Source organism: Variovorax paradoxus (assembly GCF_024734665.1).
Lineage (GTDB): Bacteria > Pseudomonadota > Gammaproteobacteria > Burkholderiales > Burkholderiaceae_C > Variovorax.
This window is the reverse complement of the sequence record NZ_CP102931.1, coordinates 4,457,872-4,484,517: the sequence shown is the minus strand read 5'-3', so window position 1 is coordinate 4,484,517 and position 26,646 is coordinate 4,457,872. Positions and strand designations below refer to the sequence as shown.

The following is a 26,646-nucleotide window of genomic DNA, read 5'->3' as shown; positions in this document are numbered from 1 at the left end:
GCGCCGGTTGCGTCTTCAGGCCCCTTATCGCGCGGCCTCTCACCTCTGCGGCATATCCCGAACCGAATACCCTAAGCTAACCGTCGCATCCTCCGGAATAGCCGGCATCGTCGCATTCCAAGCCGCCCAATCAGCTCGCATCGCAGCGAGTAGTTCGGGCTCCTTCTTCCCCAGATTAGCCCGCTCCCGCTCATCAGCAGGAATGTTGAACAGGTACTCGTTCCCGTCCACCTTCAGGTACTTCCAGTCCCCATCGCGCATCGCTTCTTGCCCGCGATGGTTCATGCGCCAGTGCAGCGGCCGGCGAAAGCTCTTCGACGCATCCTTGAGTACAGGCATCAGCGACACGCCGTCCAGTGGATAGTCCGAGTGCGCTGAAACTCCGGCCGCGTCGAGCATGGTGGCCGACCAGTCCATGGTCATGCACAACTGCGTGCTCTCGCCGCCCTTGCCGATCACCGCAGGCCAGTGCGCGATCCATGGCACGCGGATGCCGCCTTCAGTCAAATCCATCTTGCCGCCCACCAGCGGCCAGTTGTCCGAGAAGCGTTCGCCGCCGTTGTCGCTGGTGAACACCACCAGCGTGTTGTCGGCCATGCCGTGCTTTTGCAGCGCGGCCATGATCCAGCCGATGCCTTCGTCCATGTGATGGATCATGCGGCGGTACACATGAATGTTGCCGCCGGCCAGGTCGAACAGGTTGTCCTTGACGGTGGGGGCCTTCTCCGCGTCGTCGCGGGTTTCCCATGGCCAGTGCGGGGCGGTGTAGTGCAGGCTCAGGAAGAAGGGCGCTTCCTGCTCTGACATGCGCTCCACGTACTCGACCGCGCGCTTGGAGAGGATGTCGGTGAGGTAGCCCTCTTCCTGCTTGTCTTCTTCGCCAAGCCACAGGTCGTGGCGGCCGGTGGAATCGCAGTGGGTGAAGTAGTCGACGCCGCCCGACATGGGGCCGAAGAATTCGTCGTACCCCGAGCGCAGTGGGCCGAAGGTGGGCGGGTAGCCCAGGTGCCATTTGCCGATGAGCGCGGTCTGGTAGCCGCTGGCTTTCAGCAGTGACGGCAGGGTGGGGTGGTCGGTGGGCAGGCCGAGCGTGGTGCTGCCGCGGCTCTTGCTGTTGATGGGCTCTTCGGCGGCGCCGCGCAGGCGGTACTGGTAGCGGCCGGTGATCATGCCGAAGCGCGTGGGCGAGCACACGGGCGAGTTCGCGTAGCCCTGCGTGAGCTTCAGGCCGTTGGCGGCCAGGCCGTCGAGCACGGGCGACACGGGGCCGAACACGGCGTCGCGGCCGCCGTAGCAGCCGAGGTCTGCATAGCCGAGGTCGTCGGCAACGATGAAGATGATGTTGGGTCTGGTCATGTCTCTTTGACGGTTTTTCTAAAAGGGGCTCAGGGCTGGTAGCCCGACTTCTGTACGACGGGCGCCCACTGCGCGCGGTAGGCCTTGAGCATTGCGGCGGTCTGCGCCTGCGTGCTCACCACCGGCGTCATGCCGGAGTCCTTGAATTTGCGTTGCGTGTCCGGGTCTTGCATGACTTCGCGGATCAGGTTGGACAGGCGCTCGACCTTCTCCTTCGACATGCTGTTCGGCGCGAAGAAGGTGTTCCAGCCGGTGGCGGAAAGGTCGAGGCCGGCTTCCTTGAAGGTGGGCACGTTCGGCGCAAAGGGCGAGCGCTTGGCGCCCGACAGCGCCAGGATGCGCAGCTTGCCCGCCGCATGCTGCGGCACGACCACGTCTTCGGTGTCGACGGCAATGGGCACTTGTCCGCCGATCAGGTCGTTCAGCAGCGGGGCCGAGCCGCGGTAGCCGATCACCTGGGTCTGCACGTTGGCCTTTTCTCCGACCATGAGGCCGAAGAAGTGCGGCAGGCTGCCGGTGGCCGGCACGCCCACGTTGGCCTGCGTGGGGTTGGCGCGCATCCACGCCAACAGGTGGTTCAGCTCGCGCACGGGCAGGCTGGGCGAGACGGCAAGCGCAAAGTTGTAGTCGTTGACGTACGACACGGGCACGAAGTCGCGCTCGGGGTCGTAGTTGTTGTCCTTGAAGACCAGCGGCGCGACGATCATCACGGCGGGGTTGGCGAGCATCAGCACGTTCTGGTTGGCGGGCGTGATCTTCACTTGTTGTGCAGCAAGGCGGCCGCCCGCGCCGGGCTTGTTGTCGACGACCACCGCCACGCCCAGCTTGGCGCCGAGCTTGTCGCCCACGATGCGCGCCACGCGGTCGGTGGCGCCGCCGGGGGCGTAGCCGACCACGATGTGCAGGGGGGTGTCGAACTTGGCCTGGGCGCTTGCCTGGGTGGCGAAGGCCGACGCAAAGCCGGCAATGGCCAGCAGGCCGGCGGCGCGGCGGGTGAAAAGGGAGGTCGGCAGCATGATGGGCAAGTCCTTGTCGTCGTCTTCGGTCGGTCGGGCGGTGACCAGTAAGTGTGACCGCGAGGCTCGCGGTTGCGGACGATTCTGAAGACGCTGCGTTCGATTGATCAAATCAACCATTGCCGGGGTTTACCCCGCGGCAACACCGGTCTCATCAGTCCACCTTCATGCCGGTTGCCTTGACGATGCGGCCGTAGCGCGCCTGGCTGGCGGCCAAGTGCTCGCTGGCTGCGTTGCCGGTTTCTGCGAGCGGCACCATGTCTAGCGAGGCCAGCCGGGCCTTGACCTCGGGCAGCGCCAGCGCTTTCTGCAGCGAGGCGCGCAGCGTTTGCATCACCGGTTCGGGCGTGGCGGCGGGCACCATCGAGATATAGAGCACTTCGAACTCCAGGCCCTTCAGGCCCAGTTCGCCCACGGTGGGCACCTGCGGCAGCAGCGGCGAGCGTTGTTTGCCGGTAACGGCCAGCGCGCGCAGCTTGCCCGACTGGACTTGCGGCAGCAGGCCCGGCGTGGCGAGGATGCCGGCCTGCACCTCGTCGCCCATCAGCGCCAGCACGGCCGGCGAGTTGCCCTTGTAGGGCACGTGGGTGATCTTCGCGCCCGTTTCGGTGGCGAAGATCTCGGCGGCAATGTGGCCGGGGCTGCCGTTGCCGGCCGAGCTGAAGGTGGCGGGCTCGGCCTTGGCCTGCGCGATGAACTCGGGCAGCGTCTTCGCCTTGACGCCCGGCGCCACACCAAAGCTCAGGCCCGAGGAGCTGAAGATCATCAGCGGCTTGAGGTCTTTGGCCGCGAAGGGCATCGACGCGTACAGGTGCGGGTTGATGGTGAAGGTGCTGTCGATGCCCAGCAGCACGGTGTAGCCATCGGCCGGGCTCTTGGCGACCAGGTCGGCGCCGATGTTGCCGCCGGCACCGGGCCGGTTGTCGACGATGAAGGGCTGCTTCAGGTCTTTCTGCAGCGCATCGGCCAGCGCGCGGCCGAGGATGTCGATGGGGCCGCCCGCCGGGAAGTTGGTGAGGAACTTCACCGGCTTGGTGGGGTAGGGCGCATCGGCTGCGATGGCTTGGGTGGCGATGGTGCCAAGGGCGAGTGCCGCGCAGGCGGCGATGGCAAGGCGGCGACGTGTGCCGCCGAAGGCGTTCGGTGAACCGGTGGTCATGTCTCTGTTGTCTCCTTATGTCTTCGTGTCGAAGGCAACTCTAGGAGGCCAGCGCGGGCTGCACAACTGAAAGCTCTTCTGCCAGGTATTCCTGCTGGTTATATTCAAACGGCCGCTCGCTCAAGGAAAGCCCCATGTCAGCCATGAACTTTGCGCGCCTGAAGCTGCGCCATCTGCAGTGCCTCGTGATGGTGGCGCAAGAGCGCAACCTCGTGCGCGCGGCCGAGGCGCTCTCGCTCACGCAGCCGGCGGTGTCCAAGACCGTTGCCGAGCTGGAAGAGATCGTCGGCCGCCAGCTGCTGCTGCGCCGCCGCCGCGGCGTGGAGCTCACGCCGGCCGCCGAGGTGCTGGTGCGCCACGCCGTCTCTGCCCTGCGCGGTCTGCGCGAAGGCATGGGCCTGGCGATGGACCAGCCCGAGGCCGACCAGTTGCGCGTGGCCGTCGGCGCCTTGCCGAACATGGTGGCCAACCTGCTGCCCGAGGCCGTCGCCCTGCTGAACGAAGCGCACCCCGCGCTGCGCGTGCGCGTGATGAGCGGCACCAACGCGCAGCTGATGACGCAGCTGCGCCAGGGCGAAATCGACGTTGTGCTCGGCCGCCTCGCGCAGGCCTCGGCCATGGCCGACCTGGCCTTCGAGCAGCTCTTCAGCGAGCCGCTGCTGCTGGTGGTGCGCCCCGGCCATCCGCTCGCGTCACGGCGCAAGCCGACGCTCGACGCGCTGGCCGCGCATCCGCTGGTGCTGCCGGTGTCGGGCACGCTCATCAGGCACACGGCCGATGCCTTCCTGATCGCGCAAGGCCTCGCGCTGCCCAACCGGCTGGTGGAGGCGACCGACACGAGCTTCGTGGTGGGGCTGCTGCAGCGCTGCGACGCGGTGTGGTTCGCGCCGCAAGGAGCGGTGGAAGGCTTCATCGCGCGCGGCGAGTTGAAGCGCGTGGCCATCGATACGTCGAGCACCGAAGGGCCGGTCGGGTTCACTGTGCGCCGCAGCGGCGAGCTGGGGGAGGGCGCGCGGCTGTTGCTCGCAACGATCCGCGGGATCGTGCTCAAGCGAAAGGTTTGAGGCCCTACGCGGGAGCCTTGAGGTCGTTTTCCCGCAGCATCACGGGCTCCATCGAACCCTGTGCCAGACGGCGCCGCACGGCCGCGTCGATTTCCTGGGCATGAAGGCCGTAGGTGTTCAGCGGGTCGGCGTCTTCGCCGGTGCGGTAGTGATAGCGCAGGGTTTCTCTTCCGATGCTCGCGTTCACGTCGTGACCCTCCACTGCCACCGAAAAGCGTACCGTGCCCGAAGCGTCGTGAAAGAAGGCGGCGTCAGCCATCGCAAGGCCTGGTGTGTGTCATGGGAGTCCTTTCGGTGATGCGCAGAAAGACATCCGCGTGGGGCACTCTAGTCCTTAATGCCGGTGGCGTCTGTCCGGTCTCACGCTTATGGAGTCCCGCTCAGGCGCCGACGTAGGCCGCAAGGTGCTTGCCCGTGAGGGTGGAGTGGGCGGCGACGAGGTCGGCGGGCGTGCCCTCGAACACGACCTGGCCGCCGTCGTGCCCGGCGCCGGGGCCGAGGTCGATGATCCAGTCGGCATGCGCCATTACCGCCTGGTGGTGTTCGACGACGATGACCGACTTGCCTGCATCCACCAGCCGGTCGAGCAGGCCGAGCAGTTGCTCGACGTCGGCAAGGTGCAGGCCTGCGGTCGGCTCGTCGAGCACGTACACGCCGCCTTTCTCCGCCATGTGAGTGGCCAGCTTGAGCCGCTGCCGCTCGCCGCCCGACAGCGTGGTGAGCGGCTGGCCCAGGCTGAGGTAGCCGAGCCCGACGTCGGCGAGCCGGTCGAGGATGGCGTGCGCAGCCGGCGTGCGGGCATCGCCCGAGCCGAAAAATTCCCTGGCCTCGGTCACCGACATGGCGAGCACTTCGCTGATGTCGCGCCCGCCGAAGTGATGCTCCAGCACCGAGGCGTGAAAGCGCTTGCCCTCGCACTCTTCGCAGGTGGTGGCAACGCCGGCCATCATCGCCAGGTCGGTGTAGATGACGCCCGCGCCGTTGCAGGCGGGGCAGGCGCCTTCGGAGTTGGCGCTGAACAGGGCGGGCGTCACGCCGTTGGCCTTCGCGAATGCGTTGCGAATCGGGTCGAGCAGCCCGGTGTAGGTGGCCGGGTTGCTGCGTCGCGAGCCGCGTATCGAGCCCTGGTCTACCGACACCACGCCCGCGCCGGCAGGAATCGACCCGTGCACGAGCGAACTCTTGCCGGAACCGGCCACGCCGGTCACGACGACCAGCACGCCCAGCGGCACATCGACGCTCACGTTGCGCAGGTTGTGCGTCTTCGCACCGCGAATCGGCAGCTTGCCCGTGGGCTTGCGCAGCTTTTTCTTGAGGGCGGCCCGGTCGTCGAGGTGCCGGCCGGTGAGAGTGTTGCTGGCCCGCAGTGCCTCGACGGTGCCTTCGAAGCAGACAGTGCCGCCGGCAGTGCCGGCCCCGGGGCCGAGGTCGACGACGTGATCGGCGATGGCGATGGCCTCGGGCTTGTGCTCCACCACGAGCACGGTGTTGCCCTTGTCGCGCAGTCGCAGCAGCAGGCTGTTCATGCGCTGGATGTCGTGCGGGTGCAGCCCGATGGTCGGCTCGTCGAAGACGTACGTCACGTCGGTGAGCGAGGAGCCGAGGTGGCGGATCATCTTCGTGCGCTGCGCCTCGCCGCCGGAGAGCGTGCCCGAGGGACGGTCGAGGCTCAGGTAGCCGAGCCCGATTTCCACGAACGAGTCGAGCGTGTGCGCCAGCTTGGCGAGCAGCGGCGCCACAGAAGGCTCGTTGAGCCCGCGCACCCATTCGGCCAGGTCGCTGATCTGCATCGAGCATGCATCGGCGATGTTGATCTTCCTGATCTTCGAAGACCGGGCCGCCTCGCTGAGCCGGGTGCCTTTGCACTCGGGGCAGGTGCTGAACGTTACCGCGCGCTCCACGAAGGCGCGGATGTGCGGCTGCATGGCGTCGACGTCTTTCGCGAGGAAAGACTTCTGCACCTGCGGTACCAGCCCCTGGTAGGTGAGGTTGATGCCATCGACCTTGATCTTGGTCGGCTCCTTGTGGAGCAGGGCGTCCAGCTCCTTCTTCGTGAACTTGCGGATGGGCTTGTCGGGGTCGAAGAAGCCGCAGCCGTTGAAAATGCGGCCGTACCAACCTTCCATGCTGAAGCCGGGAATGGTGAGCGCGCCTTCGTTGAGCGATTTGCTGTCGTCGTAGAAAGCGGTCAGGTCGAAGTCGGTAACGGCGCCCCGGCCTTCGCAGCGCGGGCACATGCCGCCGGTGCGGTTGAAGCTTTGCTTCACGGTCTTGCTGGCACCGCGTTCGACGGTGATGACGCCGGTCGCCTTGACCGATGGCACGTTGAAGGCAAAGGCGCTGGGCGAGCCGATGTGCGGTTTGCCGAGGCGGCTGAAAAGAATGCGCAGCATCGCGTTGGCGTCAGTCGCGGTGCCGACGGTGGAGCGCGGGTCGCCGCCCATGCGCTCCTGGTCCACGATGATCGCGGTCGTCAGGCCATCGAGCACGTCGACCTCGGGCCGCGCCAGCGTGGGCATGAAGCCCTGAACGAAGGCGCTGTAGGTTTCGTTGATGAGCCGCTGCGACTCCGCGGCGATGGTGCCGAACACCAGAGAGCTCTTGCCCGAGCCGGAGACGCCGGTGAACACCGTAAGCCGCCGCTTCGGCAGCTCGACGCTGATGTCCTTGAGGTTGTTCACGCGCGCGCCCTGCACGCGGATCAGGTCGTGGTGGTCGGCGGCGTGCGGGGTGTTCTTCGAGTCCTTCTTTGGGGCCTTGCTCATCGTGTCTCCGTCTTTCGGGGCGGTGGGTCAGCGCAATTGCTGGATGCGGATCATGTTGCCCGCGGGGTCGCGCACGGCGCAGTCGCGAACGCCGTAGGGTTGCTCGGTCGGCTCCTCGACGATCTCGGCCTTGGCGGCCTGCAGCCGCGCGAAGGCACCGTCGAGGTCTTTGGTGGCAAACAGGATCGTGGCGTAGGTGCCCTTGGCCATCATCTCGGCGATGGTGCGGCGCTCGTCGTCGGTGAGGCCGGGCGTGGCGGCCGGCGGATACAGCACGATCGAAATGCCGGGCTGGCCGGCGGGGCCGATCGTGATCCAGCGCATGCCGCCGTATCCGACGTCGTTGCGAATCTCGAAGCCGAGGGTGTCGCGGTAGAAGGCGAGCGAGGTTTCCGGGTCGTCGTGCGGGAGAAAGGTCGAGTGGATGGTGATGTCCATGGCGATGTTGTTGCTAGGTAAGCAGGGGTGGCCATGCTAGCTGCGGCTCCGGGGCCGGCGCTTCTCGATTCCTGATCGGTCGTGTCACTTGTTTTGCCACGCAAGACGGCATTCCCTCGGTCGCGCTCGCTTCCTGCCGCCGGTAGGCGCCGGGCGGCATGCCGACCAGTTCGGTGAAGCGGGTGGTGAAGGTGCCCAGCGACCCACAGCCGACCGCAAAGCAGACCTCGGTAACGCTGAGATCGCCGCGCCGCAGCAGCGCCATTGCGCGCTCGATGCGCCGCGTCATCAGGTAGGCGTAGGGCGGCTCGCCGTAGGCAATGCGGAACTGGCGGCTCAGGTGCCCGGCCGACATGCCCGCGTCGCGCGCGAGCGTTTCGAGGTCCAGTGGCTGCGCGTATTCCCGGTCGATCCGGTCGCGAACGCGGCGCAGCCGGGCGAGGTCGCGCAGCTGCTGCGCGGCGGTGGGTCTGCTGGTCATCCGGTGGATCGTGCCACGGTGCGCCGCGGTGCTCAAGCCGAGTGGGGCGTTCGAGTTCAAGGGGCTTTTGAATAGCAGATCGGCCGCTTGGTCTAATGGTGGACTCATGAGAAAAGTCGACCCTGAACGCCAGTCGCTGGTCGACGCCCTGCGCGGCTTCGCGCTGCTGGGCATTCTTGTTGTGAACATCGCGAGCTTTTCCTCGACCTACTACGGCGTTGGCGTGCCCGACCCGATGGCGCAGTCGGCACTGGAGCGCGCGGCCTTGCTCGTCAGAACGCTGGTGTTCGAGACCAAGTTCTATCTGCTGTTCTCTTTTCTCTTCGGCTACAGCTTCACCTTGCAGATGCGCGCGGCCGAGCGCGACGGCAAGCCCTTCGCGCCGCGCCTGCTGCGGCGCCTGGGGGCGCTGTGGGTTATCGGCCTGCTGCATGCGGTGCTGCTGTACCACGGCGACATCCTCACCACCTATGCAGTGCTGGGCGCGGTGCTGCTGATGCTGCGGCGGCGTGGCGATGTGTTCCTCGTGCGCTGTGGGGTCGGGCTGGTGCTGGCGACGGCGCTGCTCTGGGCCGGCATCGGGTATCTGTGGGCGCTGGCTGGCATTCCGCAGGACACGATGGGCAATGCCTACGTCGAGGCGGCCGCGGCACTGGCGGCCTATCGCGGAACGCCCGCCACGGTGATCGTCCAGCACTTGCGCGAGCTGTCGCAGATCTGGTGGGTCACGGGGCTGGTGCAGGCGCCGACGGCGCTGGCGATGTTCTTCGCGGGCTTCATCGCAGGGCGGCGCGGGCTCTTCGCGAATGCTGATGCGCATCGCGTGCTGTTCCGGCGCCTGCTGTTCTGGGGGCTGGTCATCGGGCTGCCGGGGGCCTTGGTGTATGCCTTTCCGTCGATACGGCTGGACAACGCCGTCCGCGAGCTCTACGGCCTCGCGGCCACGCTGCTGACGGCGCCTTTTCTTGCCGCCGCCTATGCGTCTGGCCTGGTGCTGCTGATGCAGACGCCGCGCGGTCACGTGCTCGAAGGCCTGCTGGCGCCGGCGGGGCGCATGGCGCTGACCAACTACCTGATGCAGTCGCTGGTGTGCGCATGGCTCTTCCTGGCGTATGGGCTGCGCTGGATCGGCACGGTCGGCCCGCTCGCGGCCACGGCCATCGCCTTCGCGATCTTCGCGGCGCAGTTGGTGCTGAGCCGCTGGTGGATGAGCCGCTTCGTCTACGGGCCGGTGGAGTGGCTGCTGCGCGCGTTCACGAACCTTGCGCTGCCTCCGATGCGGCGCAGGCGCTGATCCCTGATCGCAGCGCTTACGGTGGCGGAAGCGGCCGCGACCACAGCCACGCCAGCACCGTCGCCATGCACGCGATGGCCAGCACGGCGAGCCAGGTGCGGTGTGCGGTGAAGGAAACGATCACGGCACACACCGCCATCGTGGCCGTCGCGCTCCACTTGGCGCGGCGGCTCACGGTGCGGCCGTTGGCCCAGTTGTGCAGCAGCGGCCCGAACAGGCGGTGATTCAGCAGCCAGGCGTGCAGCCGCGGCGAGCTGCGGGCCGCCGCCCATGCGGCCATCAGGATGAACACTGTCGTCGGCATGCCGGGCACGACGACGCCGATGAGGCCGAGCACCAGGCACAGCAGCGCAAAGCCGTACAGCAGGGCCCGCGTGAGCGCGGAGTGCCGTTCGGGGTCGGGCCGCTCTGGCTTCAAGGCCGGATCAGGCCACAGCCTGCTGGTGTTCGCGCTCCTGATTGCCTTCGCTCGCGATGCGCGTCTTTGGCAGGAACTGCGGGTACTCGCGCTGCATGAAGTCGATCAGCCCCTCGCGCACGCTGCAGCGCAGGTCGAAGGCCAGGCCCGAGGTGGCTGCGGTGCAGAGCACGCGGACCTGCATGGTGCGTTCGGTGGCGTCGGTCACGCGCAGGTTGAAGAAGCGACCGTCCCACTCGGGCGCGGCCTTCACGATGCGCTCTGCCTCCTCGCGCAGCGGCGCGAGCGGCATGCCGTAGTCGACGTAGATGAAGACCGAGCCGAGCAGCTGGGCCGAGTGGCGCGTCCAGTTCTGGAACGGCTTCTCGATGAAGTAGGTGAGCGGCAGGATCAGGCGCCGGTCGTCCCAGATGCGGATGACGACGAAGGTGCCGGTGATTTCTTCGACGCGGCCCCATTCGCCCTCGACCACCAGCACGTCGTCGATGCGGATCGGCTGCGCCAGCGCAATCTGCAGGCCGGCAATGAGGTTGCTGAACACCGGCTTGGCCGCAAGACCGGCCACGATGCCGATCACGCCGGCCGAGGCCAGCAGGCTCGCGCCCACCTGTCGTGCGCCGGGAAAGGTCATGAGCATCATCGCGCCGCCGGCCACCACGACCACCGTCATGGCGGTGCGCGCGAGCACGCGGGTCTGCGTGAGCACGCGGCGGGCCTGCAGGTTGTCGGCGATGTCGGAGGGGTTCTGCGCCAGCACGCCGTCGGCAAAGCCGCTGATGGCCTTCACCGTGAGCCAGGTGGCGGCGGCGATGAGCAGCAGGCCGTTGAGGTGGCGAACGTTGCCGATGAAGCGCAGGTCGTCAGGCGCCGCCTGGAAGATGAGCAGCAGCGCCACCAGCGGCAGCACCAGCCGCGCCGGCGCGTTGCAGTTGATCACCATCGCGTGCACCGTGGGCACGGGACGGGTGATGCGCTTCAGGACAAGGCCGCCGATGCGGTGAACCAGAAGAGCGAGCGGGATGGCGACGAGGATGGCAATCCATGTGCCGAACCAGGGGTGGGCAAGTATCTCTTTGGTCATCAGGCGGTGGTCGTCGTGGCTGCTGTTGTCTCGTTCAGGGGTTGAAGAATGCGCGCCGCGTCGTCGCGCAGCTGCGTGGCCAGGGCCGTGGCCAGGTCGAGCCGGCGCAGCAGCCAGGGGCTGATGTCGTTGTCGAACGGGTCGGGCAGGGGGATCGGGCCGCCGACGGTGGTCGAGCCGGCACTCTCGGGGTGAGAGGGGCCGGTGGTGGGAGTGGTTCCGATGGCCGCCTCGATGCGCTGCGCGGTGCGGCTGATGGGGCCCTCGACCTCTGCCGGCGTGAGGCGGTCGCGCCGCAGCACGAGCATCGACTTCACCGCGCTCAGTTGCGCGAGCAGCTGGTAGCTGTGGGCCTGCAGGTGTTCCAGCGGCTCCAGCGGCGGCTGCACTGCGCGCGGTTCGGAAAGCGAGCGCTGCGTGGCCTGCACCAGCGCCGAGAGGCTGTCGTAGGCCTCGCGGCGCGCAAGGCGCCATTCGAGCTCGGGGCTGCTGTCGATGGCCTGAAGCTGGCCTAGGCCGAGCGCCAGGCGCGCATGCCGGGCCTGCGCGGTGAGCACGCGCGACACCAGCGCCGGAATTTGCGTGCGCTCCCACGAGGGCAGCACGTAGCAAAAGCCCCAGGCCAGCGCTGCGCCGATGAGCGTGTCGGCGATGCGCTCGAACAGCGCGAAGATCGGCGCCACGCCCACGTTCAGCATGTGGGCCTGCACCAGGCCGAGCACGGTGGCTGCCACAGCGGTGATGAGATAGCGCCGCACCGCAAAGCTGTGCGCAATGGCCTGCGCCACGGTCACGATCACCAGCAGCATCAGCGCCGAAGGGTGCGCCGACAGCAACCCCACCGCGAGCACGCAGCCCAGCAGCGTGCCGGCCACGCGCGCATTGCGCCGCTCCAGCGTCTGCGAGAGGCTGCCGCGCAGCACGACCACGATGGTCAGCAGGATCCAGTAGTCGTGAGAGCCCCAGGGCATCGACACGGCGATGGCGTAGCCCGCGGCAATGGCCAGCGCGGCGCGGATGGCGTGGCGCAATGGCGGCTGGTCCCAGCGCCACAGCGTGAGGAAGGGGCGCAGCGACCAGTCGGTCGGGCTCACGAACAGCTGCCAGTTGGCGCGCACCACGGCGAGGTTGGGCTCGGCGTCGCCGCGCGCCATGGCCGACAGGCGCAGCACTTCGTCGTTGATGTGGCCGATGCGGCTGGCCAGCCCGCGCGCGAGCATGGCGGCGGTGGGGCCGATGTGGCCACCGCCTCCACCGTGCATGTTTGCGCTGTCGTCCGCCGAAACGTGGATGGCCGCGAGGCGCGGGCGGCGGTCGGCCACGGCTTCGGGGTGGCGGCCCATCATGAGGGCGTCGGCCAGCGCGATGGTTTCGTCGGCGAGCTCCTCGAGCACGCAGCGCATTTCGATCAGCGCCTCGGCATGCGCGGGGTGGGCGCGCAGGGTGTCGAGGTCGAGCTCGCTGGCCAGCAGCTGGTCGCGCATTTCGAGCACGATCACCAGCATGGCGGCCAGGCGCTGGCGGCGCGGGGTGCGCGGCGATTCGAGCACGATGTCGCGCGTGGCCTGCAACTGGTCGGCCAGCGCGGCCTGTTCACGCAGCAACTGGCCCAGCACCGGCGCGGGGGTGTCGCGCACATCGCGGGTTTCGTCCTGCGGCAGGAATTGGCTGGCCTCGGTGCGCATGAGCGCGGCCAGCGAATACAGCACGTCGGCCACCGACTGGGTGCGAAAGCGCCCGTTGAGCGCCAGGTTGGCGAGCGTGGCCCAGATCACGTACAGGCCCGCGCCCAGGCCGAAGTGCCAGGTGCGCTCCAGCGCGTCGGCCATGCCGGTGGGCGCCGGCGTGGCCATGGAGAACACCATCGAGAACATCACCGCAATGGCGATCGGGATGCCCCGCTTGCCCCAGGCCATGGCCAGGAAGGCCATGAAGGTGGCGGGCACCAGCAGCAGCCCGAGGCGAATGGGCGCGGTGTGCAGCATCTGCACGGCAAAGAACAGCGGCAGGCCGATGAGCGGCGCCGGCAGCATCTGGAAGAACTTGCCGCGGCGCGGGCCCGGCAGGTCGGGCGGCGCGGTGACGATCACGCCGGTGGCGGCGGCCGAGGCCGCGATGGTGCCGAGCCAGAAGTGGATGCCGCCCGAGATGAACAGCAGGCCCAGCGCAACGGTGAGCCCGCTCGCGACGTAGTGGCTCAGCGCAATGCGCAGAGCGGCACGAACGCGGGGCGCGGCGTTGGGCCCCAGCATCGTCACTTGGCGGAGGCGTCGCCCTCGCGGGGCTGGGGAGGGGTACCGTTGGCGGGCGCGTCACGGCGCACGCGCGTGAGCTTGCGGGGAGCGGGCTTCGCTTCGGCAGCGGCTTGGGTGGCGCCTTCGGCCGCTTCGTCGGCGAAGTCGACCACGGTGCTGCGGGCGTAGAGGTCAGCCGAGGCATCGTCCGCGTTCGACTTGGTCGAGGCGGAAACGGCGCGCACGCGGTCGCTGGCGCGCAGCTTGTCGTCCACGTTGGCGAACTTGGAGTACTTGGCGAGCAGCGGCACCAACTGGCCGTAGATGCGCGGAGCGCCGGCCAGGCATTCGCGCTGCTCGAGGAATTCGGGCTCGCCCGTGAAGTTGCCGATGAGGCCGCCAGCCTCGGTGACCAGCAGCGAACCCGCGGCCACGTCCCAGGGGTTCAGGCCGGTTTCGAAGAAGGCGTCGGTGAAGCCGGCCGCCACGTAGGCCAGGTCGAGCGCCGCGGCGCCGGGGCGGCGCAGGCCGGCCGCGCGGGGCATCATGTCCGCCATGATGGCCAGGTACTGCTTGAAGTTGTCGCCGGTGCGGAACGGGAAGCCGGTGGAAATCAGGCACTCGTTCAGGCGGGTGCGCTTCGACACGCGGATGCGGCGCTCGTTCATGTAGGCGCCGCGGCCCTTGGTGGCGGTGAACAGGTCGTTGCGGGTGGGGTCGTACACCACGGCCTGCTCGATCTTGCCGCGCACCGACAGCGCGATGGACACGCAGTACACCGGGAAGCCGTGGATGAAATTGGTGGTGCCGTCGAGCGGATCGATGATCCAGACGTAGTCGGAGTCTTTGGCGCCGTATTCGGTGCCCGATTCTTCGGCCAGGATGCCGTGCCCCGGGTATGCGCCAAGCAGCGTCTCGATGATCGCTTTCTCGCTGGCGTGATCGACTTCGGTGACGAAGTCGTTGACCTGCTTCTGGGAGATGCGCACGGCCTCGACGTCGAGGGCGGCGCGGTTGATGATCGCGCCGGCGGCGCGTGCGGCCTTGACGGCCACGTTGAGCATGGGATGCAGGTTGGGGGACGACATTCTGGATTGTGAGAAGAACGGTGGGGTTGGTCCCCCGGAGGCGACCCGGCGATGCGGGCGGCGAGAATCGGGCATTTTACCGGCTCCGCCCGTTAGTGTCTCCAAACCCGCCATGCGCACCCGTTTCATCCTGATCCAGACCAGCCACGCCGGCAATGTGGGCGCCGCCGCCCGCGCCATGAAAACCATGGGTTTCGACGACCTCGTGCTGGTGGCTCCCCGCTGGGCCAACGTGCTGCGGCGCGAGGAAACCATCCAGCGCGCGAGCGGCGCGCTCGACGTGCTGACCAACGCCCGCATCGTCGAAACGCTGGACGAAGCCCTGGACGGCGTGACCCACCTGTGCGCCACGGCCATGATTCCGCGCGACTTCGGCCCGCCCACGCGCACGCCCCGGGAGCACCTGGAGCCGCTGGCGAAGCAGGGCGACCAGCATGTGGCTTTCCTGTTCGGCTCCGAGCGTTTCGGCATGCGGAACGAAGACGTCTACCGCTGCAACGTGGCGCTGAGCATCCCGACCGACCCGAAGTTCGGCTCGCTGAACCTGGGTGCGGCCATTCAGGTGGTCGCCTACGAATGGCGGCTGGCGCTCGGCGGCTACGAGGTGCGCGAGGCCATCAACCCGGTGCAGGCGGCCGATGCGCAGGCCGTGGCCGGCATGCTCGACCATTGGGAACGCTCCCTGGTGGAGATCGGCTTTCTCGACCCCGAGGCGCCGAAGAAGCTCATGCCGAGGCTGCAGCAGCTCTTCAACCGCGCCCAGCCCACGCCGGAAGAGATCCACATTCTGCGCGGCATTGCCAAGGCCATGAGCGACGCCACCCGCCCGCCGCGAGGCTCGTAGCCTTTTAAAACCTTATCGCCTGTAAGCGATGACGGCGGGTTATAGACTGCCCGCCCCATATCGATATAACGACAAAAGGCAGCGATGTTCTCTCGACTGCGCGCCGACATCCGGTGCATCCTCGAACGCGACCCGGCCGCCCGCAGCGCCTGGGAAGTGATCACGGTCTACCCCGGCTTCCATGCCGTGGTGCTGCATCGCTGGGCGCATGCCTGTTGGACGCATGGCTTCAAGTGGCCGGCCCGCTTCATTGCGCACTGGGCGCGCTGGATGACCGGCATCGAGATTCACCCGGCGGCCAAGATCGGCGAGCGGGTGTTCTTCGACCATGCCATGGGCGTGGTGGTCGGCGAGACGGCAGAGATTGGCGACGGCTGCACCATCTACCAGGGCGTGACGCTGGGCGGCACCTCGCTCTACAAGGGCACCAAGCGGCATCCGACGCTGGGGCGCAATGTGGTGGTGAGCGCGGGGGCCAAGGTGCTTGGCGGGTTCGTCGTTGGCGACGGCGCCAAGATCGGCAGCAATGCGGTGGTCATCAAGCCGGTGCCGGCTGGGGCGACGGCGGTGGGCATTCCCGCACGCATCATCCCGTCGAAGACCGACGAGAGCGCCGACGTGGCCGAGCCGCAGAAGTTCTCCGCCTACGGCATCACGCAGGACGACGACCCGCTGAGCCAGGCGCTGCGCGGGCTGGTCGACAGCGCATCGGGGCAGGAGCACCAGATCGCGCTGCTGTGGCAGGCCATCGAGAAGCTGTCGGCGCAGCCCGGCACCAAGGACTGCGTGCCCGGCGATGCGGCACGCGACGAGAGCTTCGAGGCAGACAAGCTCACACAGCTCATCGGCAAATAGCAAGCCTGGTCAGCCGGCCTGACTAGCCGGCGCGCTTGGCGGGCGCATGCAGCGCCCCATGCACGTGGCCTGCGTGCTGACTGAAGGTCTCGGGTGCGAGCGCGGCGGTGTCCAGTTCCTGCAGGATGCCGCAGGCGCTCGCCGATTCGGGGCCGCAGCACTGCTGGCGCAGCGCCTTCAGCTGCTTTTCCAATGTCTTGAGCTCGGTGATGCGCGCGGCCACGTGGCCGATGTGGTCGTCCAGCAGCTGGTTGACCTCGCCGCAGTCTTCCTGCGGTGCATCGCGGAATTTCAGCAGGCTGCGGATTTCGTCGAGCGTCATGTCCAGCGAGCGGCAACGGCGGATGAAACCCAGGCGCTGGGCGTGGTCTTCGTCGTAGATGCGGTAGTTGCCGTCGGTGCGCGCGGGCTCGGGCAGCAGTTGCTCGCGCTCGTAGTACCGGATGGTTTCGACCGGCGTGTTCGCGACCTTGGCCAGTTCACCGATTTTCATGATGCGGCAAATGTACGAGTGGAAATGAGCGGTTGACTCTACACCTGCTTCAGGGTTTCCAATCGATTCCATGACGAATCAGAACACTCTGAACCCGGTCACTCCGGCCCTTCACCCGCACGATCACGACCATGGTCACAGCCATGCGCACGGACACGCGCATGCGCATGCCCCGGCCGAAACCTCCTGCTGCGGCAACCCGGTCTGCGGCTCGTCGCCCGCCGTCGATACGGCCGAAATTCCGAAGGGCGCCTTGCTCTTTCGCATTCCCACGATGGATTGCGCCGTCGAAGAGTCCGAAATCCGCCGCGCGCTGGAGCCGGTAGCCGGTGTCCAGGGCCTGCGCTTTCGCCTCGGCGAACGCACGATGGCGATCACGGTGGATGCCGCTGCCTTGCCCCTGGCGCTCGATGCAATCCGCAAGGCCGGCTTCAAGCCCGAGCCTGTAGTCGAAGCGACAGGCGCGAAACCCGTCGCGCCAGTGCGCATCGCGGGCATGAGCATGGGCCTCGCGCGCCTCGTCGCCGCGCTGGTGCTGGCCGTCGCGGCCGAGTCGATCTCCTTCATGGGGCTCGAGGGCAAGGGCTTCATGGCCGCCGAGATGGTGCTCGCGCTGGGCGCCATCGGCCTTGCCGGACTCGACACCTACAAGAAGGGCTTCGGCGCATTGGTGCGCGGGCGCCTCAACATCAATGCCCTGATGGCCGTGGCCGTGACGGGCGCTTTCATCATCGGCCAGTGGCCCGAAGCCGCGATGGTAATGGCGCTCTATGCGATTGCCGAGCTCATCGAAGCCCGCGCTGTGGACCGCGCCCGCAACGCCATCCAGAGCCTGCTGGCGCTCGCGCCCGAGCAGGCCGAAGTGAAGCAGGCCGACGGAAGTTGGAAGGCTGTGATGGCCGACACCGTGGCACTCGACACCATCGCGCGCATCCGCCCCGGCGAACGCGTGCCGCTCGACGGCGTTGTCACCGCCGGCATCAGCGCCATCGACCAGGCACCGGTCACGGGCGAGAGCATTCCGGTCGACAAGACCATCGGCGACCCGGTGTTCGCGGGCACCATCAACCAGACTGCTGCGTTGGAGTTTCGCGTGACGGCCGTGGCGGCCAACACCACGCTCGCACGCATCATCCATGCAGTCGAAGAGGCACAGGGCTCGCGCGCGCCGACGCAGCGCTTCGTCGACAAGTTCGCCGCCATCTACACGCCCACCGTCTTCGTGCTGGCGCTGGCCGTCGCGACGCTCACGCCGCTGTTCATGGACTGGACGTGGCTGCAGGCCATCTACAAGGCGCTGGTGCTGCTGGTCATCGCATGCCCGTGCGCGCTGGTCATCTCCACGCCCGTCACGGTGGTGAGCGCGCTCGCATCGGCCGCGCGGCGCGGCATTCTCATCAAGGGCGGCACGTATCTCGAAGAAGCGCGCAAGCTCAAGGCTGTGGCGCTCGACAAGACGGGCACCATCACTGAAGGCAAGCCGAAGCTTGTGGAGTCCGTGCTGATCGAAGCATTGGGCAACGAGGCAACGGTGTTCGCCATTGCCGCCAGCATCGCGGGCCGCTCGGACCACCCCGTGTCGAAGGCCATCGCCGAAGGCTTGAAGGGCAATCAGGACGAGGTCGGCGACTTCACCGCGCTGCCCGGCCGCGGCGTGCAGGCCACGCACGCGGGGCAGGCCTACGTGCTCGGCAACCACCGCCTGATCGAGGAACGGGGCCTGTGCACGCCGTCGCTCGAAGCCGAGCTGAAGCGCCATGAAGAAGCGGGCCGCACTGTCACGCTGCTCGCATCGGACAAGGCCGTGCTTGCGCTGTTCGCCGTGGCCGACACCATCAAGGAATCGTCGCAGGCAGCGGTGGCGGAGTTGCGCGCGCTTGGCGTCGTGCCCGTGATGCTCACCGGCGACAACACCGCCACTGCAAAGACCATCGGCGCCCACGCCGGCATCGACGACGTGCGCGGCAACCTGCTGCCCGAGGAAAAGCTCTATGCCATCAAGGCGATGCAGCAGCGCTACGGCGCCGCCGCGATGACCGGCGACGGCATCAACGACGCCCCCGCGCTCGCGCAGGCCGACATCGGCTTCGCGATGGGCGGAGCCGGCACCGACACTGCGATGGAAGCGGCCGACGTGGTCATCATGAACGACGACCTGCGCCGCATTCCTGAGACCATCCGCCTGTCGCGCCGCGCGCACTCGGTGCTGTGGCAGAACATCACGCTGGCGCTGGGCATCAAGGGCGTGTTCTTCGTGCTCGCCGTGTTCGGCAGCGCGACGATGTGGATGGCGGTGTTCGCGGACATGGGCGCGAGCCTGCTGGTGGTGGCGAACGGGCTGCGGTTGATGCGCGTGCCGAAATAGGTCGTTGCTGTCTGCCTTACCAGCGCGCTGCCCACTTCTCCAGCGGCACGCGCGCTGCATTGCACACATAGCTCACCGAGTGATACCACCCCGCGAGCATCATCAGCTCGACCAGCTGCGCGTGGCTCCAGTGTGCGTTCAAGGCTTCCCAGAGCGCATCGTCCACGTCGCTGGTGTCGTGCAGCTGGTCGACCATCGACACCAGCAGCCGGTCGCGCGGCGCGAGCAATGAGAGATCACCGTCTGGCGAGGCCATCACGCGCCGATCGGTCTCGCTGAAGCCGGCCGCGTCTGCAAAGCCTGTCCAGTGCACACCCCATTCGTACTCCGCGCCGCAGCGGGCGCAGACCCGCAGGATCACGATCTCGCGTTCGCGCAGGCTGATGGCTGCCTTGCGGCCCAGCAGGTAGCGGCCCAGGTCGAGCGTGCGTTCGGCCAGCGCGGGGTTCACGGCCATCACGCGGAACAGCGCGAGAACTTCGGGCGCCTGTGGCGGCGTCATGCGCGTGAGCAGATCGCCGATGGGTTCGGGGTAGGGGGCTTCGAGCGGGGGGATCCTCGGCGCGCGGTTGGCGGCGGTGTCGGCCATGGGTGGTTCCTTCGATGAAGTGGATGGAATCGCTACGGAAAGCGTAGCGGTAAGATGCAGTCTATCGCTACGAAATGCGTAGCGCAAGGACGTACACTTGCGCATCGATCATCTGAAGGGCTTCGCATGGAAGACGCACAACCCACGGCATCGCGCCGACCCATCATGCGGCTGCTGGAGCAGCTCGGCCGCAAGGGCACGCTGCGCATCCTGTGGGAGCTGCGCGACGGGCTGCCGCAGAGTTTCAGGGCGTTGCGCGTCAGCACGGACGATATGTCGCCCTCAGTGCTGAACGACCGGCTCAAGGAGCTGCGCGCCGTCGGCGTGGTCGAGCTTGCCGACGCGGGCTATGTGCTCACCGAGTCGGGCGGCGAACTCGTCAAGCGCCTCACGCCGCTGAACCAGTGGGCCAATCGCTGGCTCGACGATGCGGCTTCGAACTAACATCGGCCGAATTTCTTCACCGATTCCAGTTCTTCGATGTCCGTCACTTCGCTCCTGCTGCAGCTCATCGTCATCCTGGCCACCGCGCGTTTATGCGGGTGGGTGCTTCGCCATGTGGGGCAGCCCGGCGTGGTCGGAGAGATGGCGGCGGGGCTGATGCTCGGGCCGGTCGTGATGGGGGCGCTGTTCCCCTCGCTGCACGCGCAGCTGTTCTCCAAGGAATCGCTGCAGGGGCTCTCATCGCTGTCGACGCTGGGGCTGGTGCTCTTCATGTTCGTGGTCGGCCTGGAGCTGCGAGCCTCGCAGGGCGTGCGCGAGCAGCTTCGCTCGGCGGGCTATGTGGGCGTGCTGAGCGTGGTCGTGCCGATGGCGCTGGGCATCGCGATTGCGCCGGCGCTGCATCCCACGCTTGCGCCGGCTGGCGTCGGCTTCTGGCCGTTTGCGCTGTTCATCGCGGCGGCGCTGTCGATCACGGCCTTTCCCGTGATGGCGCGCATCCTCAAAGACCGCGGCATGACGCGCACGCCCTTCGGCCAGCTGTCGCTGGGCGCTGCGGCCGTGGTCGATGTGTTCGCCTGGATCCTGCTGGCCTTCGTGGTCGCGATGGTCGGTGCAGGCGAGGGCTACCAGGGCCTGCTCAAGACCACGCTGGGTATGGCGGTTGTGCTGCTGGCGCTGTTCTTCGGGCTCAAGCCGGCCTTCGCACGGCTGCTGCGCGCCAAGGCGCCCGAGGGCGAACCATCGACCACCGTGATGGCGGCGCTGATGCTCGGCCTGCTGGCGACGGCATTGGTCACCGAGTGGCTGCACCTGCACGCGGTGTTCGGCGCCTTCCTGTTCGGCGCCTGCCTGCCGCGCGACGACCGGCTGCTGAAGTCGCTCACCGAACGCATCGAGCCGATCTCCATCGTCGTGCTGATGCCGCTGTTTTTCGCGCTGGCGGGGCTGGGCACCACGTCCAACGCCTTCTCGGGCGCGAGCCTCGGCGCGATGCTGCTGATCGTGGGCGTTGCCACCGTCGGCAAGATCGCCGGCGGCGCAGCCGGCGCGCGCATGGCGGGCTACGGCTGGCGTGACAGCCTGGCCACCGGCTCGCTGATGAATGCGCGCGGGTTGATGGAACTCATCGTGATGAAGATCGGCCTCGACGCGGGCCTGATCGGCCCGGAGCTTTTCACGATGCTGCTGGTGATGGCGCTCGTGACCACGGCGATGACGGGGCCGCTGATCAACCTGTTCATCGGCCGCAAGGCGGCAGTCGCGGCGGATGCCGCGCACGCCAAGCCCTAGTCCCGGTCGCTGCTGCGCCGCACCGTGAACCCGATGCGCGTCTCGCCGCCCTGGCTGGCCGCGAACACGCGCCCGCCGTGCATGCGCGCGATGGCTTCCACGATGGACAGGCCCAGGCCGTGGTGCCGGGTCGAGCCGTCCCGCGCCTGCGCCACGCGGTAGAAGCGCTCGAACAGGCGGGGCAGGGCGGCAGGGTCGATCGGCTCGCCACGGTTGACGACTGCGACTGCGAATTCATCGTCGCTCTCTACCCCGATCTCGATGCGAATCGTCGAAGCCGGCACCGCGAAGCGGATCGCATTGCCCAGCAGGTTGAAGAGCGCGCGCCGGACAAGCGCGGCGTCCACGTCGGCCATGGCGTCGCCCTTCACTTCCGCACGCAGGCCGGCTTCTTCCAGCATGGCGTCGTAGAAGTCGATCACGTCGCCGGCCTGCACCGCCAGGCTCGTCACCGCCCGCGTGCGCATCGGCGCGCCGCGCTCGGCCTGCGAGAGAAACAGCATGTCGGTGACGATGCCCGAGAGCCGGCCGATCTCTTCGAGGTTGGAGGCGAGCACGGTCTGCAGCTCCTCGTTGCTGCGCGGGCGCGTGAGTGCGAGTTCGGTGGAGCCGATCAGGTTGGCCAGCGGTGTGCGCAGCTCGTGCGCCACGTCGGCGTTGAATGATTCGAGCTGCACGTAGGCGCGCTGCACCCGCAGCAGCAACGCGTTGAACTGCGTGATCCATGGGCGCAGTTCTTCGGCGAAGTCCATCGCGTCGATGGGGCGGTTGGCCTTGTCGGGCGCCATTGCAGCGGTGCGCTGGGCCAGCGCCTTGAGCGGGCGCAGGCCACGCCGCACCAGCCACATGCCCGTGAGCGAGACCAGCGCCGTGCCCAGCACGACGGCGCCCAGCAGCGTCCATGCGAGCCGTTCGAGCAGGCGGGCTTCCTGTGCCGTGTTCACGCCGAGCTGCACCTGCAGCTGCGTCGTCAGGCCACTCTGCTGCCAGGGCACCACGAGGTCGCGCCGCATCCAGCGGCCGCCGGCCGTGGGACTGGACTGGAAAAGCTGCTTGCCCGCATGCGAGATCGACAGGCTCACGTCGTCCTGCATCGAGAAGAAGTCGTCGAGCTTGTGCCGCAGGAAGACGAGGTCGCCGCCTTTCTCGGCCTCTTTCAGCAGGTGCTCCACGAGCACTGCCTTCTGGTTGAGCTCCTCTTCCTGTTTCTGCCCGAAGCTCCAGGCCGTGACGAGGTAGATGGCGAAGCAGATCACGCTGAGCCCGAACAGGGTCTGCGCGGCGAACCAGAGCGACAAGCGGCTCTGGAGTGAGTGCGGCCGGGCGGTCAAGACCAGGAGCGGTCTTCGAGAACGTAGCCCATGCCGCGCACCGTATGCAGCAGCTTCACCTCGAACGGATCGTCGAGCTTGCTGCGCAGGCGCCGGATGGCCACTTCGACCACGTTGGTGTCGCTGTCGAAGTTCATGTCCCACACCTGCTCGGCAAGCGTGGTGCGCGACAGGATCTGGCCGCGCCGGCGCAGCAGCACCAGCAGCAGCGTGAACTCCTTGGCCGTGAGGTCGAGGCGCGTGCGGTTGCGCACGCACTTGCGGCTGAGGAGGTCGACCTCCAGGTCAGCCAGCCGCAGCATGGTCGATTCCTGTGGTTTGCCGCGACGCAGCAGCGCCTGCACACGGGCCAGCAGCTCGGAGAAGGAGAAGGGCTTGACGAGGTAGTCGTCCGCGCCCTGCTGCAGCCCCTGCACGCGGTCTTCGACCTTGTCGCGCGCCGTGAGCACCAGCACGGGCACGTTCTTGGTGCGCCGGATGGCCTGCAGCACGGCAAAGCCATCGATGCCGGGGAGCATCACGTCGAGCAGGACCAACGCGTATTCCCCCTCTGTGGCGAGGTATCTCCCCTCGATGCCGTCGCGGGCGATGTCCACGACGTAACCGTTCTCCTCCAGCCCCTTTTTTAGGTAGTCGCCTAGTTTGGGCTCGTCTTCGATGACAAGTATTCTCATTGCCGCATGGTATCGAAGCACTTTCAATACGCGGGTTACGTTTCGGTAATCCTATTGACGGACAAAACCCCACTCGCGTGTCATACATTGCGCCGGGCCTGCAGTTCGCAGGGCCATTGCCGGAATGCCCGCCGCTGGCCGTCGATATACTTTTTGCCTCCATGCGCCGCTGGCTCCTCATCTTCCTGCTCGTCCTGTTGCCGTTCCAGTTCAGCTGGGCGTCGGCATCGGCGTATTGCCAGCATGAGCGCGATACGCAGCCCGAGCACTGGGGCCACCACGAAAGCGAAACCCGCGGCACCGACCGCAGCCACAGCGGCGAGGGCGCGCAGAAAAACTCCAGCACCCAGCCCAATGCAGTGGTCGGCGAATGCGCAGTCTGTCATGCCGGCTATGCCCAGCATGCGGATGCTTCGGTGGAGCCGATGCTGGCTGCGGCGCGCGTGGCCCAGGCCCTGCGCGCAATGCCTGCCGAGCGCTTTGCCTCGCACATCTCCGACGTTCCGGTCCGTCCCGACTGGTCTCTCGCCCTCTGATTCGGCGAGAGAACCCAACCCCTTTCTGATACCCACCATCAGCTGAGCTCTTCTCGCCGAATTCGTCCGTCCGTTGTTTCGCAACCCAGGAGAATTCGATGCGCACGCTCTTCGTGCCGCTGGCCTTGTTGGCCATGGCGGCGCCCCCGGCTTTTTCACAACAGGCCGCAGTGTCGGCCGCTGCCGGCACCCCGTATTCACAGCAGGCCAGCGCGGCTGCCCGCACGCTGGAGCCCACAGGCCCGCTGACCCTGCGCAACGCCATTGCGATGGCGTTGCAGGCCAACCCCGGCCTGTCTGCCGCATCACGCGAGCAGGAGGCCACCGAGGCCGCCATCGTCCAGGCCGGCGCCTGGCCCAACCCCACGCTCGACGCGCAGGTGGAAGACCTGCGCCGTGACAACCGCACCACCACGCTGCAGCTGAGCCAGCCCCTCGAACTGGGCGGCAAGCGCGCGGCCAGAGTGACGGCGGCGGAGCGCGCGCGCGACCAGGCCGCGTCAGCGCTGGCCGGCCGCCGCGCCGAGGTGCGCGCGGCGACCGTCACCGCCTTCTTCGACGTGCTCACCGCGCAGGAGCGCCTGCGGCTTGCGCAGGATTCCGTTGGCCTCGCGCAGGTGGCCACCCGCGCGGCGGCCAATCGAGTGGCCGCCGGCAAGGTCTCGCCGCTGGAAGAAACCAGGGCGCGCGTGGCTGAGGCCGGCATCCGCGTTGAGCTGTTGCAGGCCGAGGGCACGCTGCGCTCGGCGCGCCAGCAACTGGCCGCGCTGTGGGGCAACCCGAACCCGCGCTTCACGCAGGTGGATGGCGCGGTCGACCAGCTGCCGGCGATGGCGCAGGACGTGGCCAGCCGCATGGGCACGGCGCCCGTGGTGCAGCAGGCGCGACTTGAAGTCGAGCGGCGCAAGGCGCTGTCTGACCTCGAGCAGGCCAAGCGCATCCCGGACGTGACCGTGTCGCTCGGCGCCAAGCGCGTGCCTGCATCCGAGGGCGAGACCGGCAGCAGCCGGCGCAACCAGGTGGTCGTGGGCCTGTCGATTCCGCTGCCGATCTTCGACACCAACCGCGGCAACGTGGCCGAGGCCCTGAGCCGCGAAGAAAAGGCGCGTGACGACCTCGCTGCCGCCGAGCTGCAACTGGGCACCGACGTCGCGCAGGCTTCGGAGCGCCTGCGCTCAGCCCGCGCCACCGCCGAGACGCTGCAGCGCGACGCGCTGCCTGGCGCCGAGACCGCCTACAAGGCGGCCACCAAGGGCTTCGAGCTGGGCAAGTTCAGCTTCCTGGAAGCACTCGATGCACAGCGCACGCTGTTCCAGGTGCGCGCGCAGTACCTGCTGGCACTGGCCGACGCGCACCGCGCCGCCGGCGACCTCGACCGGCTCCTCGGCTACGAAGGCAACGACATCTCTGCCGCGACGCCACCCGTCGTGCGCTGACAAGCAAGGAACTCCACAGATCATGAACACCGAAGAACGTAAACCTTTCGCCGAGGGCGTCGGCAAGAAGCAGTGGATCGCCATCGCGGTCGTCCTGGCGCTGGGCCTTGGCGCCGGCGCGCTGATCCTGCGCACCTCGCCGGCCAAGCCCGAGGCGGCCGGCCATTCGGAGGCCGCCGGGCATGGCGACGGCGAGCATCACGAAGAAGGCGGCAAGGAAGCCAAGGAAGAGGGCAAGGACCACGACCACAGCCACGGTGAGGCCAAGGGCCATGCCGACAACGAGCACCACGAGGAAGGCAAGGAAAAGGACAAGGAAGAGGGCAAGGAAAAAGCCGCAACGTCGGAACACAAGGAAGACGAAGAAAAGATCGCCTTCACTGACGAGCAGATCAAGGCCGCCGACCTGACCATCGAGAGCGCCGGCCCCGCGCGTATCAAGTCGTCGCTGCAACTGCCCGGCGAGATCAAGTTCAACGAAGACCGCACGGCGCATGTGGTGCCGCGCGTGGCGGGCGTGGTCGACAGCGTGTCGGCCGACCTGGGCCAGGAGGTCAAGCGCGGCCAGGTGCTGGCGGTACTTTCAAGCCCCTCGTTGTCGGAGCAACGCAGCGCGCTGCAATCGGCGCAGCGCCGGCTGGAGCTGGCCCGCTCCACCTACGAGCGCGAGAAGAAGCTGTGGGAAGAAAAGATCTCGCCCCAGCAAGACTACCTGCAGGCTCAGCAGGCCATGCAGGAAGCGCAGATCGCCGTGGCCAATGCCAACCAGAAGCTGCTGGCGCTCGGCGCCACGCCTGGTTCGTCGGCGCTGGGCCGCTACGAGCTGCGCGCGCCCTTCGATGGCATGGTGGTCGAAAAGCACATCTCGCTCGGCGAATCGGTGGGCGAGGCCGTCAACGTCTTCACCATCTCTGATCTGTCGACCGTGTGGGCAGAGAGCAGCGTGGCCGCCAACAACCTGAACCTGGTGCGCATCGGCGAGCCGGTGAGCATCCGCTCCAGCGCCTTCGACCAGACCGCGACCGGCAAGGTGTCGTACGTGGGCTCGCTGATCGGCGCGCAGACGCGCACCGCCACCGCGCGCGTCACACTGACCAACCCGCAGCGCATCTGGCGCCCGGGCCTGTTCGTGAACGTCGAGCTCGTGGCCTCCGAGACGGATGCCCCCGTGACCGTCTCGGCCGAAGCGGTGCAGACGGTGGAAGACAAGCCCACCGTGTTCCTGCGCGTGCCCGGCGGCTTCCTGCCGCAGCATGTGCAGACCGGGCGCAGCGACGGCAAGCGCATCGAGATCGTGAGCGGCCTGAAGCCCGGCGCGGCCTATGCAGCCAGCGGCAGCTTCGTCGTGAAGTCGCAGCAGGGCAAGAGCTCCGCCACGCACACCCACTGAGGAAG

At 67.7% G+C, this 26,646-nt stretch carries 25 protein-coding genes; 10 read left to right on the top strand and 15 right to left on the bottom strand.

Going from position 1 to position 26,646, the window contains the following annotated elements; genetic code table 11:
- Positions 1–39: 39 nt before the first annotated feature.
- From NWF24_RS21160 to NWF24_RS21150, 3 genes are all read right to left on the bottom strand, one after another.
- Positions 40–1,356: a sulfatase family protein gene (locus NWF24_RS21160; RefSeq protein WP_258350237.1), complete on the bottom strand. Its 1,317-nt coding sequence runs from the start codon at positions 1,354–1,356 to the stop codon at positions 40–42.
- A 29-nt stretch (positions 1,357–1,385) separates the two neighbouring features.
- Entirely contained in the window at positions 1,386–2,372 is a 987-nt protein-coding gene (locus NWF24_RS21155) for a Bug family tripartite tricarboxylate transporter substrate binding protein (RefSeq protein WP_258350236.1), read from the bottom strand.
- A 154-nt stretch (positions 2,373–2,526) separates the two neighbouring features.
- Entirely contained in the window at positions 2,527–3,531 is a 1,005-nt protein-coding gene (locus tag NWF24_RS21150) for a Bug family tripartite tricarboxylate transporter substrate binding protein (RefSeq protein WP_258350235.1), read from the bottom strand.
- Positions 3,532–3,665: 134 nt separating this feature from the next.
- Here NWF24_RS21150 and NWF24_RS21145 point away from each other — a divergent pair, with 134 nt between their 5' ends.
- Positions 3,666–4,595: a LysR substrate-binding domain-containing protein gene (locus NWF24_RS21145; RefSeq protein ID WP_258350234.1), complete on the top strand. Its 930-nt coding sequence runs from the start codon at positions 3,666–3,668 to the stop codon at positions 4,593–4,595.
- Positions 4,596–4,599: 4 nt separating this feature from the next.
- Here the strand turns inward: NWF24_RS21145 and NWF24_RS21140 are convergent, their stop codons facing one another.
- The 4 genes from NWF24_RS21140 to NWF24_RS21125 all read right to left on the bottom strand — a co-directional run bounded on the left by NWF24_RS21140 (position 4,600) and on the right by NWF24_RS21125 (position 8,279).
- Positions 4,600–4,854 (bottom strand): DUF1488 family protein, encoded by a 255-nt coding sequence (locus tag NWF24_RS21140; RefSeq protein WP_093057913.1) that lies wholly within the window; start codon positions 4,852–4,854, stop codon positions 4,600–4,602.
- A gap of 121 nt (positions 4,855–4,975) precedes the next feature.
- Positions 4,976–7,360, bottom strand: coding sequence for an excinuclease ABC subunit UvrA (locus NWF24_RS21135; RefSeq protein WP_258350233.1), 2,385 nt, complete (start codon positions 7,358–7,360; stop codon positions 4,976–4,978).
- A 27-nt stretch (positions 7,361–7,387) separates the two neighbouring features.
- Positions 7,388–7,798, bottom strand: a complete 411-nt coding sequence (locus NWF24_RS21130; protein ID WP_258350232.1) for a VOC family protein — start codon at positions 7,796–7,798, stop codon at positions 7,388–7,390.
- Between the two features lie 13 nt (positions 7,799–7,811).
- Positions 7,812–8,279 carry a helix-turn-helix transcriptional regulator gene (locus NWF24_RS21125; protein WP_258350230.1) on the bottom strand — a complete coding sequence of 156 codons (468 nt, stop codon included), beginning with the start codon at positions 8,277–8,279 and terminating at the stop codon, positions 7,812–7,814.
- A 106-nt stretch (positions 8,280–8,385) separates the two neighbouring features.
- On the opposite strand from NWF24_RS21125, the gene NWF24_RS21120 reads away from it, so the two are divergent.
- Positions 8,386–9,573, top strand: a complete 1,188-nt coding sequence (locus NWF24_RS21120) for a DUF418 domain-containing protein (RefSeq protein ID WP_258350229.1) — start codon at positions 8,386–8,388, stop codon at positions 9,571–9,573.
- A 16-nt stretch (positions 9,574–9,589) separates the two neighbouring features.
- On the opposite strand, the gene NWF24_RS21115 is transcribed toward NWF24_RS21120, so the two are convergent.
- The 4 genes from NWF24_RS21115 to NWF24_RS21100 are packed head-to-tail and all read right to left on the bottom strand — an operon-like array spanning position 9,590 to position 14,394.
- Positions 9,590–9,991: a YbaN family protein gene (locus NWF24_RS21115; protein ID WP_258350228.1), complete on the bottom strand. Its 402-nt coding sequence runs from the start codon at positions 9,989–9,991 to the stop codon at positions 9,590–9,592.
- A 7-nt stretch (positions 9,992–9,998) separates the two neighbouring features.
- On the bottom strand, positions 9,999–11,072 hold the full coding sequence (locus NWF24_RS21110; protein ID WP_093057906.1) for a mechanosensitive ion channel family protein: 1,074 nt from the start codon (positions 11,070–11,072) through the stop codon (positions 9,999–10,001).
- Positions 11,072–13,324: an FUSC family protein gene (locus NWF24_RS21105; RefSeq protein ID WP_093057905.1), complete on the bottom strand. Its 2,253-nt coding sequence runs from the start codon at positions 13,322–13,324 to the stop codon at positions 11,072–11,074. The genes NWF24_RS21110 and NWF24_RS21105 overlap by 1 nt, the downstream gene beginning before the upstream one ends.
- Positions 13,325–13,326: 2 nt before the next feature.
- On the bottom strand, positions 13,327–14,394 hold the full coding sequence (locus tag NWF24_RS21100; protein WP_258350227.1) for an inositol monophosphatase family protein: 1,068 nt from the start codon (positions 14,392–14,394) through the stop codon (positions 13,327–13,329).
- 112 nt (positions 14,395–14,506) lie between these two features.
- On the opposite strand from NWF24_RS21100, the gene NWF24_RS21095 reads away from it, so the two are divergent.
- Complete coding sequence (locus NWF24_RS21095) at positions 14,507–15,238, top strand: RNA methyltransferase (protein WP_093057903.1); 732 nt, start codon at positions 14,507–14,509, stop codon at positions 15,236–15,238.
- 84 nt (positions 15,239–15,322) lie between these two features.
- The gene (gene cysE, locus NWF24_RS21090) at positions 15,323–16,093 is read left to right on the top strand and encodes a serine O-acetyltransferase (protein WP_093177697.1); all 771 of its coding nucleotides are present in this window, start codon (positions 15,323–15,325) and stop codon (positions 16,091–16,093) included.
- A gap of 22 nt (positions 16,094–16,115) precedes the next feature.
- Here cysE and cadR read toward each other — a convergent pair whose 3' ends face one another.
- Entirely contained in the window at positions 16,116–16,586 is a 471-nt protein-coding gene (gene cadR / locus NWF24_RS21085) for a Cd(II)/Pb(II)-responsive transcriptional regulator (protein WP_093177695.1), read from the bottom strand.
- Between the two features lie 70 nt (positions 16,587–16,656).
- On the opposite strand from cadR, the gene NWF24_RS21080 reads away from it, so the two are divergent.
- Complete coding sequence (locus NWF24_RS21080) at positions 16,657–18,951, top strand: heavy metal translocating P-type ATPase (protein ID WP_258350226.1); 2,295 nt, start codon at positions 16,657–16,659, stop codon at positions 18,949–18,951.
- 16 nt (positions 18,952–18,967) lie between these two features.
- On the opposite strand, the gene NWF24_RS21075 is transcribed toward NWF24_RS21080, so the two are convergent.
- Positions 18,968–19,540, bottom strand: coding sequence for a carboxymuconolactone decarboxylase family protein (locus tag NWF24_RS21075; RefSeq protein WP_258350225.1), 573 nt, complete (start codon positions 19,538–19,540; stop codon positions 18,968–18,970).
- Positions 19,541–19,666: 126 nt separating this feature from the next.
- On the opposite strand from NWF24_RS21075, the gene NWF24_RS21070 reads away from it, so the two are divergent.
- Together NWF24_RS21070 and NWF24_RS21065 are read left to right on the top strand one after the other, a co-directional pair.
- Positions 19,667–19,984, top strand: a complete 318-nt coding sequence (locus NWF24_RS21070) for a winged helix-turn-helix transcriptional regulator (RefSeq protein WP_093177691.1) — start codon at positions 19,667–19,669, stop codon at positions 19,982–19,984.
- Positions 19,985–20,020: 36 nt separating this feature from the next.
- Entirely contained in the window at positions 20,021–21,274 is a 1,254-nt protein-coding gene (locus NWF24_RS21065; RefSeq protein WP_093057897.1) for a cation:proton antiporter, read from the top strand.
- Here the strand turns inward: NWF24_RS21065 and NWF24_RS21060 are convergent.
- Together NWF24_RS21060 and NWF24_RS21055 are read right to left on the bottom strand one after the other, a co-directional pair.
- A complete protein-coding gene (locus NWF24_RS21060; RefSeq protein ID WP_258350224.1) occupies positions 21,271–22,605 on the bottom strand; it encodes a heavy metal sensor histidine kinase in 1,335 nt (444 codons plus the stop codon). The genes NWF24_RS21065 and NWF24_RS21060 overlap by 4 nt on opposite strands.
- Positions 22,602–23,279 carry a heavy metal response regulator transcription factor gene (locus tag NWF24_RS21055; RefSeq protein ID WP_258350223.1) on the bottom strand — a complete coding sequence of 226 codons (678 nt, stop codon included), beginning with the start codon at positions 23,277–23,279 and terminating at the stop codon, positions 22,602–22,604. Before NWF24_RS21055 ends, NWF24_RS21060 begins: the two co-directional genes overlap by 4 nt.
- Positions 23,280–23,440: 161 nt before the next feature.
- Between NWF24_RS21055 and czcI the strand changes: the two genes are divergently transcribed.
- The 3 genes from czcI (at position 23,441) to NWF24_RS21040 (ending at position 26,641) form a co-directional block, all read left to right on the top strand.
- Positions 23,441–23,815 (top strand): cation efflux protein, CzcI family, encoded by a 375-nt coding sequence (gene czcI, locus NWF24_RS21050; protein WP_258350222.1) that lies wholly within the window; start codon positions 23,441–23,443, stop codon positions 23,813–23,815.
- A 98-nt stretch (positions 23,816–23,913) separates the two neighbouring features.
- A complete protein-coding gene (locus NWF24_RS21045; protein ID WP_258350221.1) occupies positions 23,914–25,251 on the top strand; it encodes a TolC family protein in 1,338 nt (445 codons plus the stop codon).
- A gap of 22 nt (positions 25,252–25,273) precedes the next feature.
- Positions 25,274–26,641: an efflux RND transporter periplasmic adaptor subunit gene (locus NWF24_RS21040; protein ID WP_258350220.1), complete on the top strand. Its 1,368-nt coding sequence runs from the start codon at positions 25,274–25,276 to the stop codon at positions 26,639–26,641.
- Positions 26,642–26,646 lie beyond the last annotated feature (5 nt).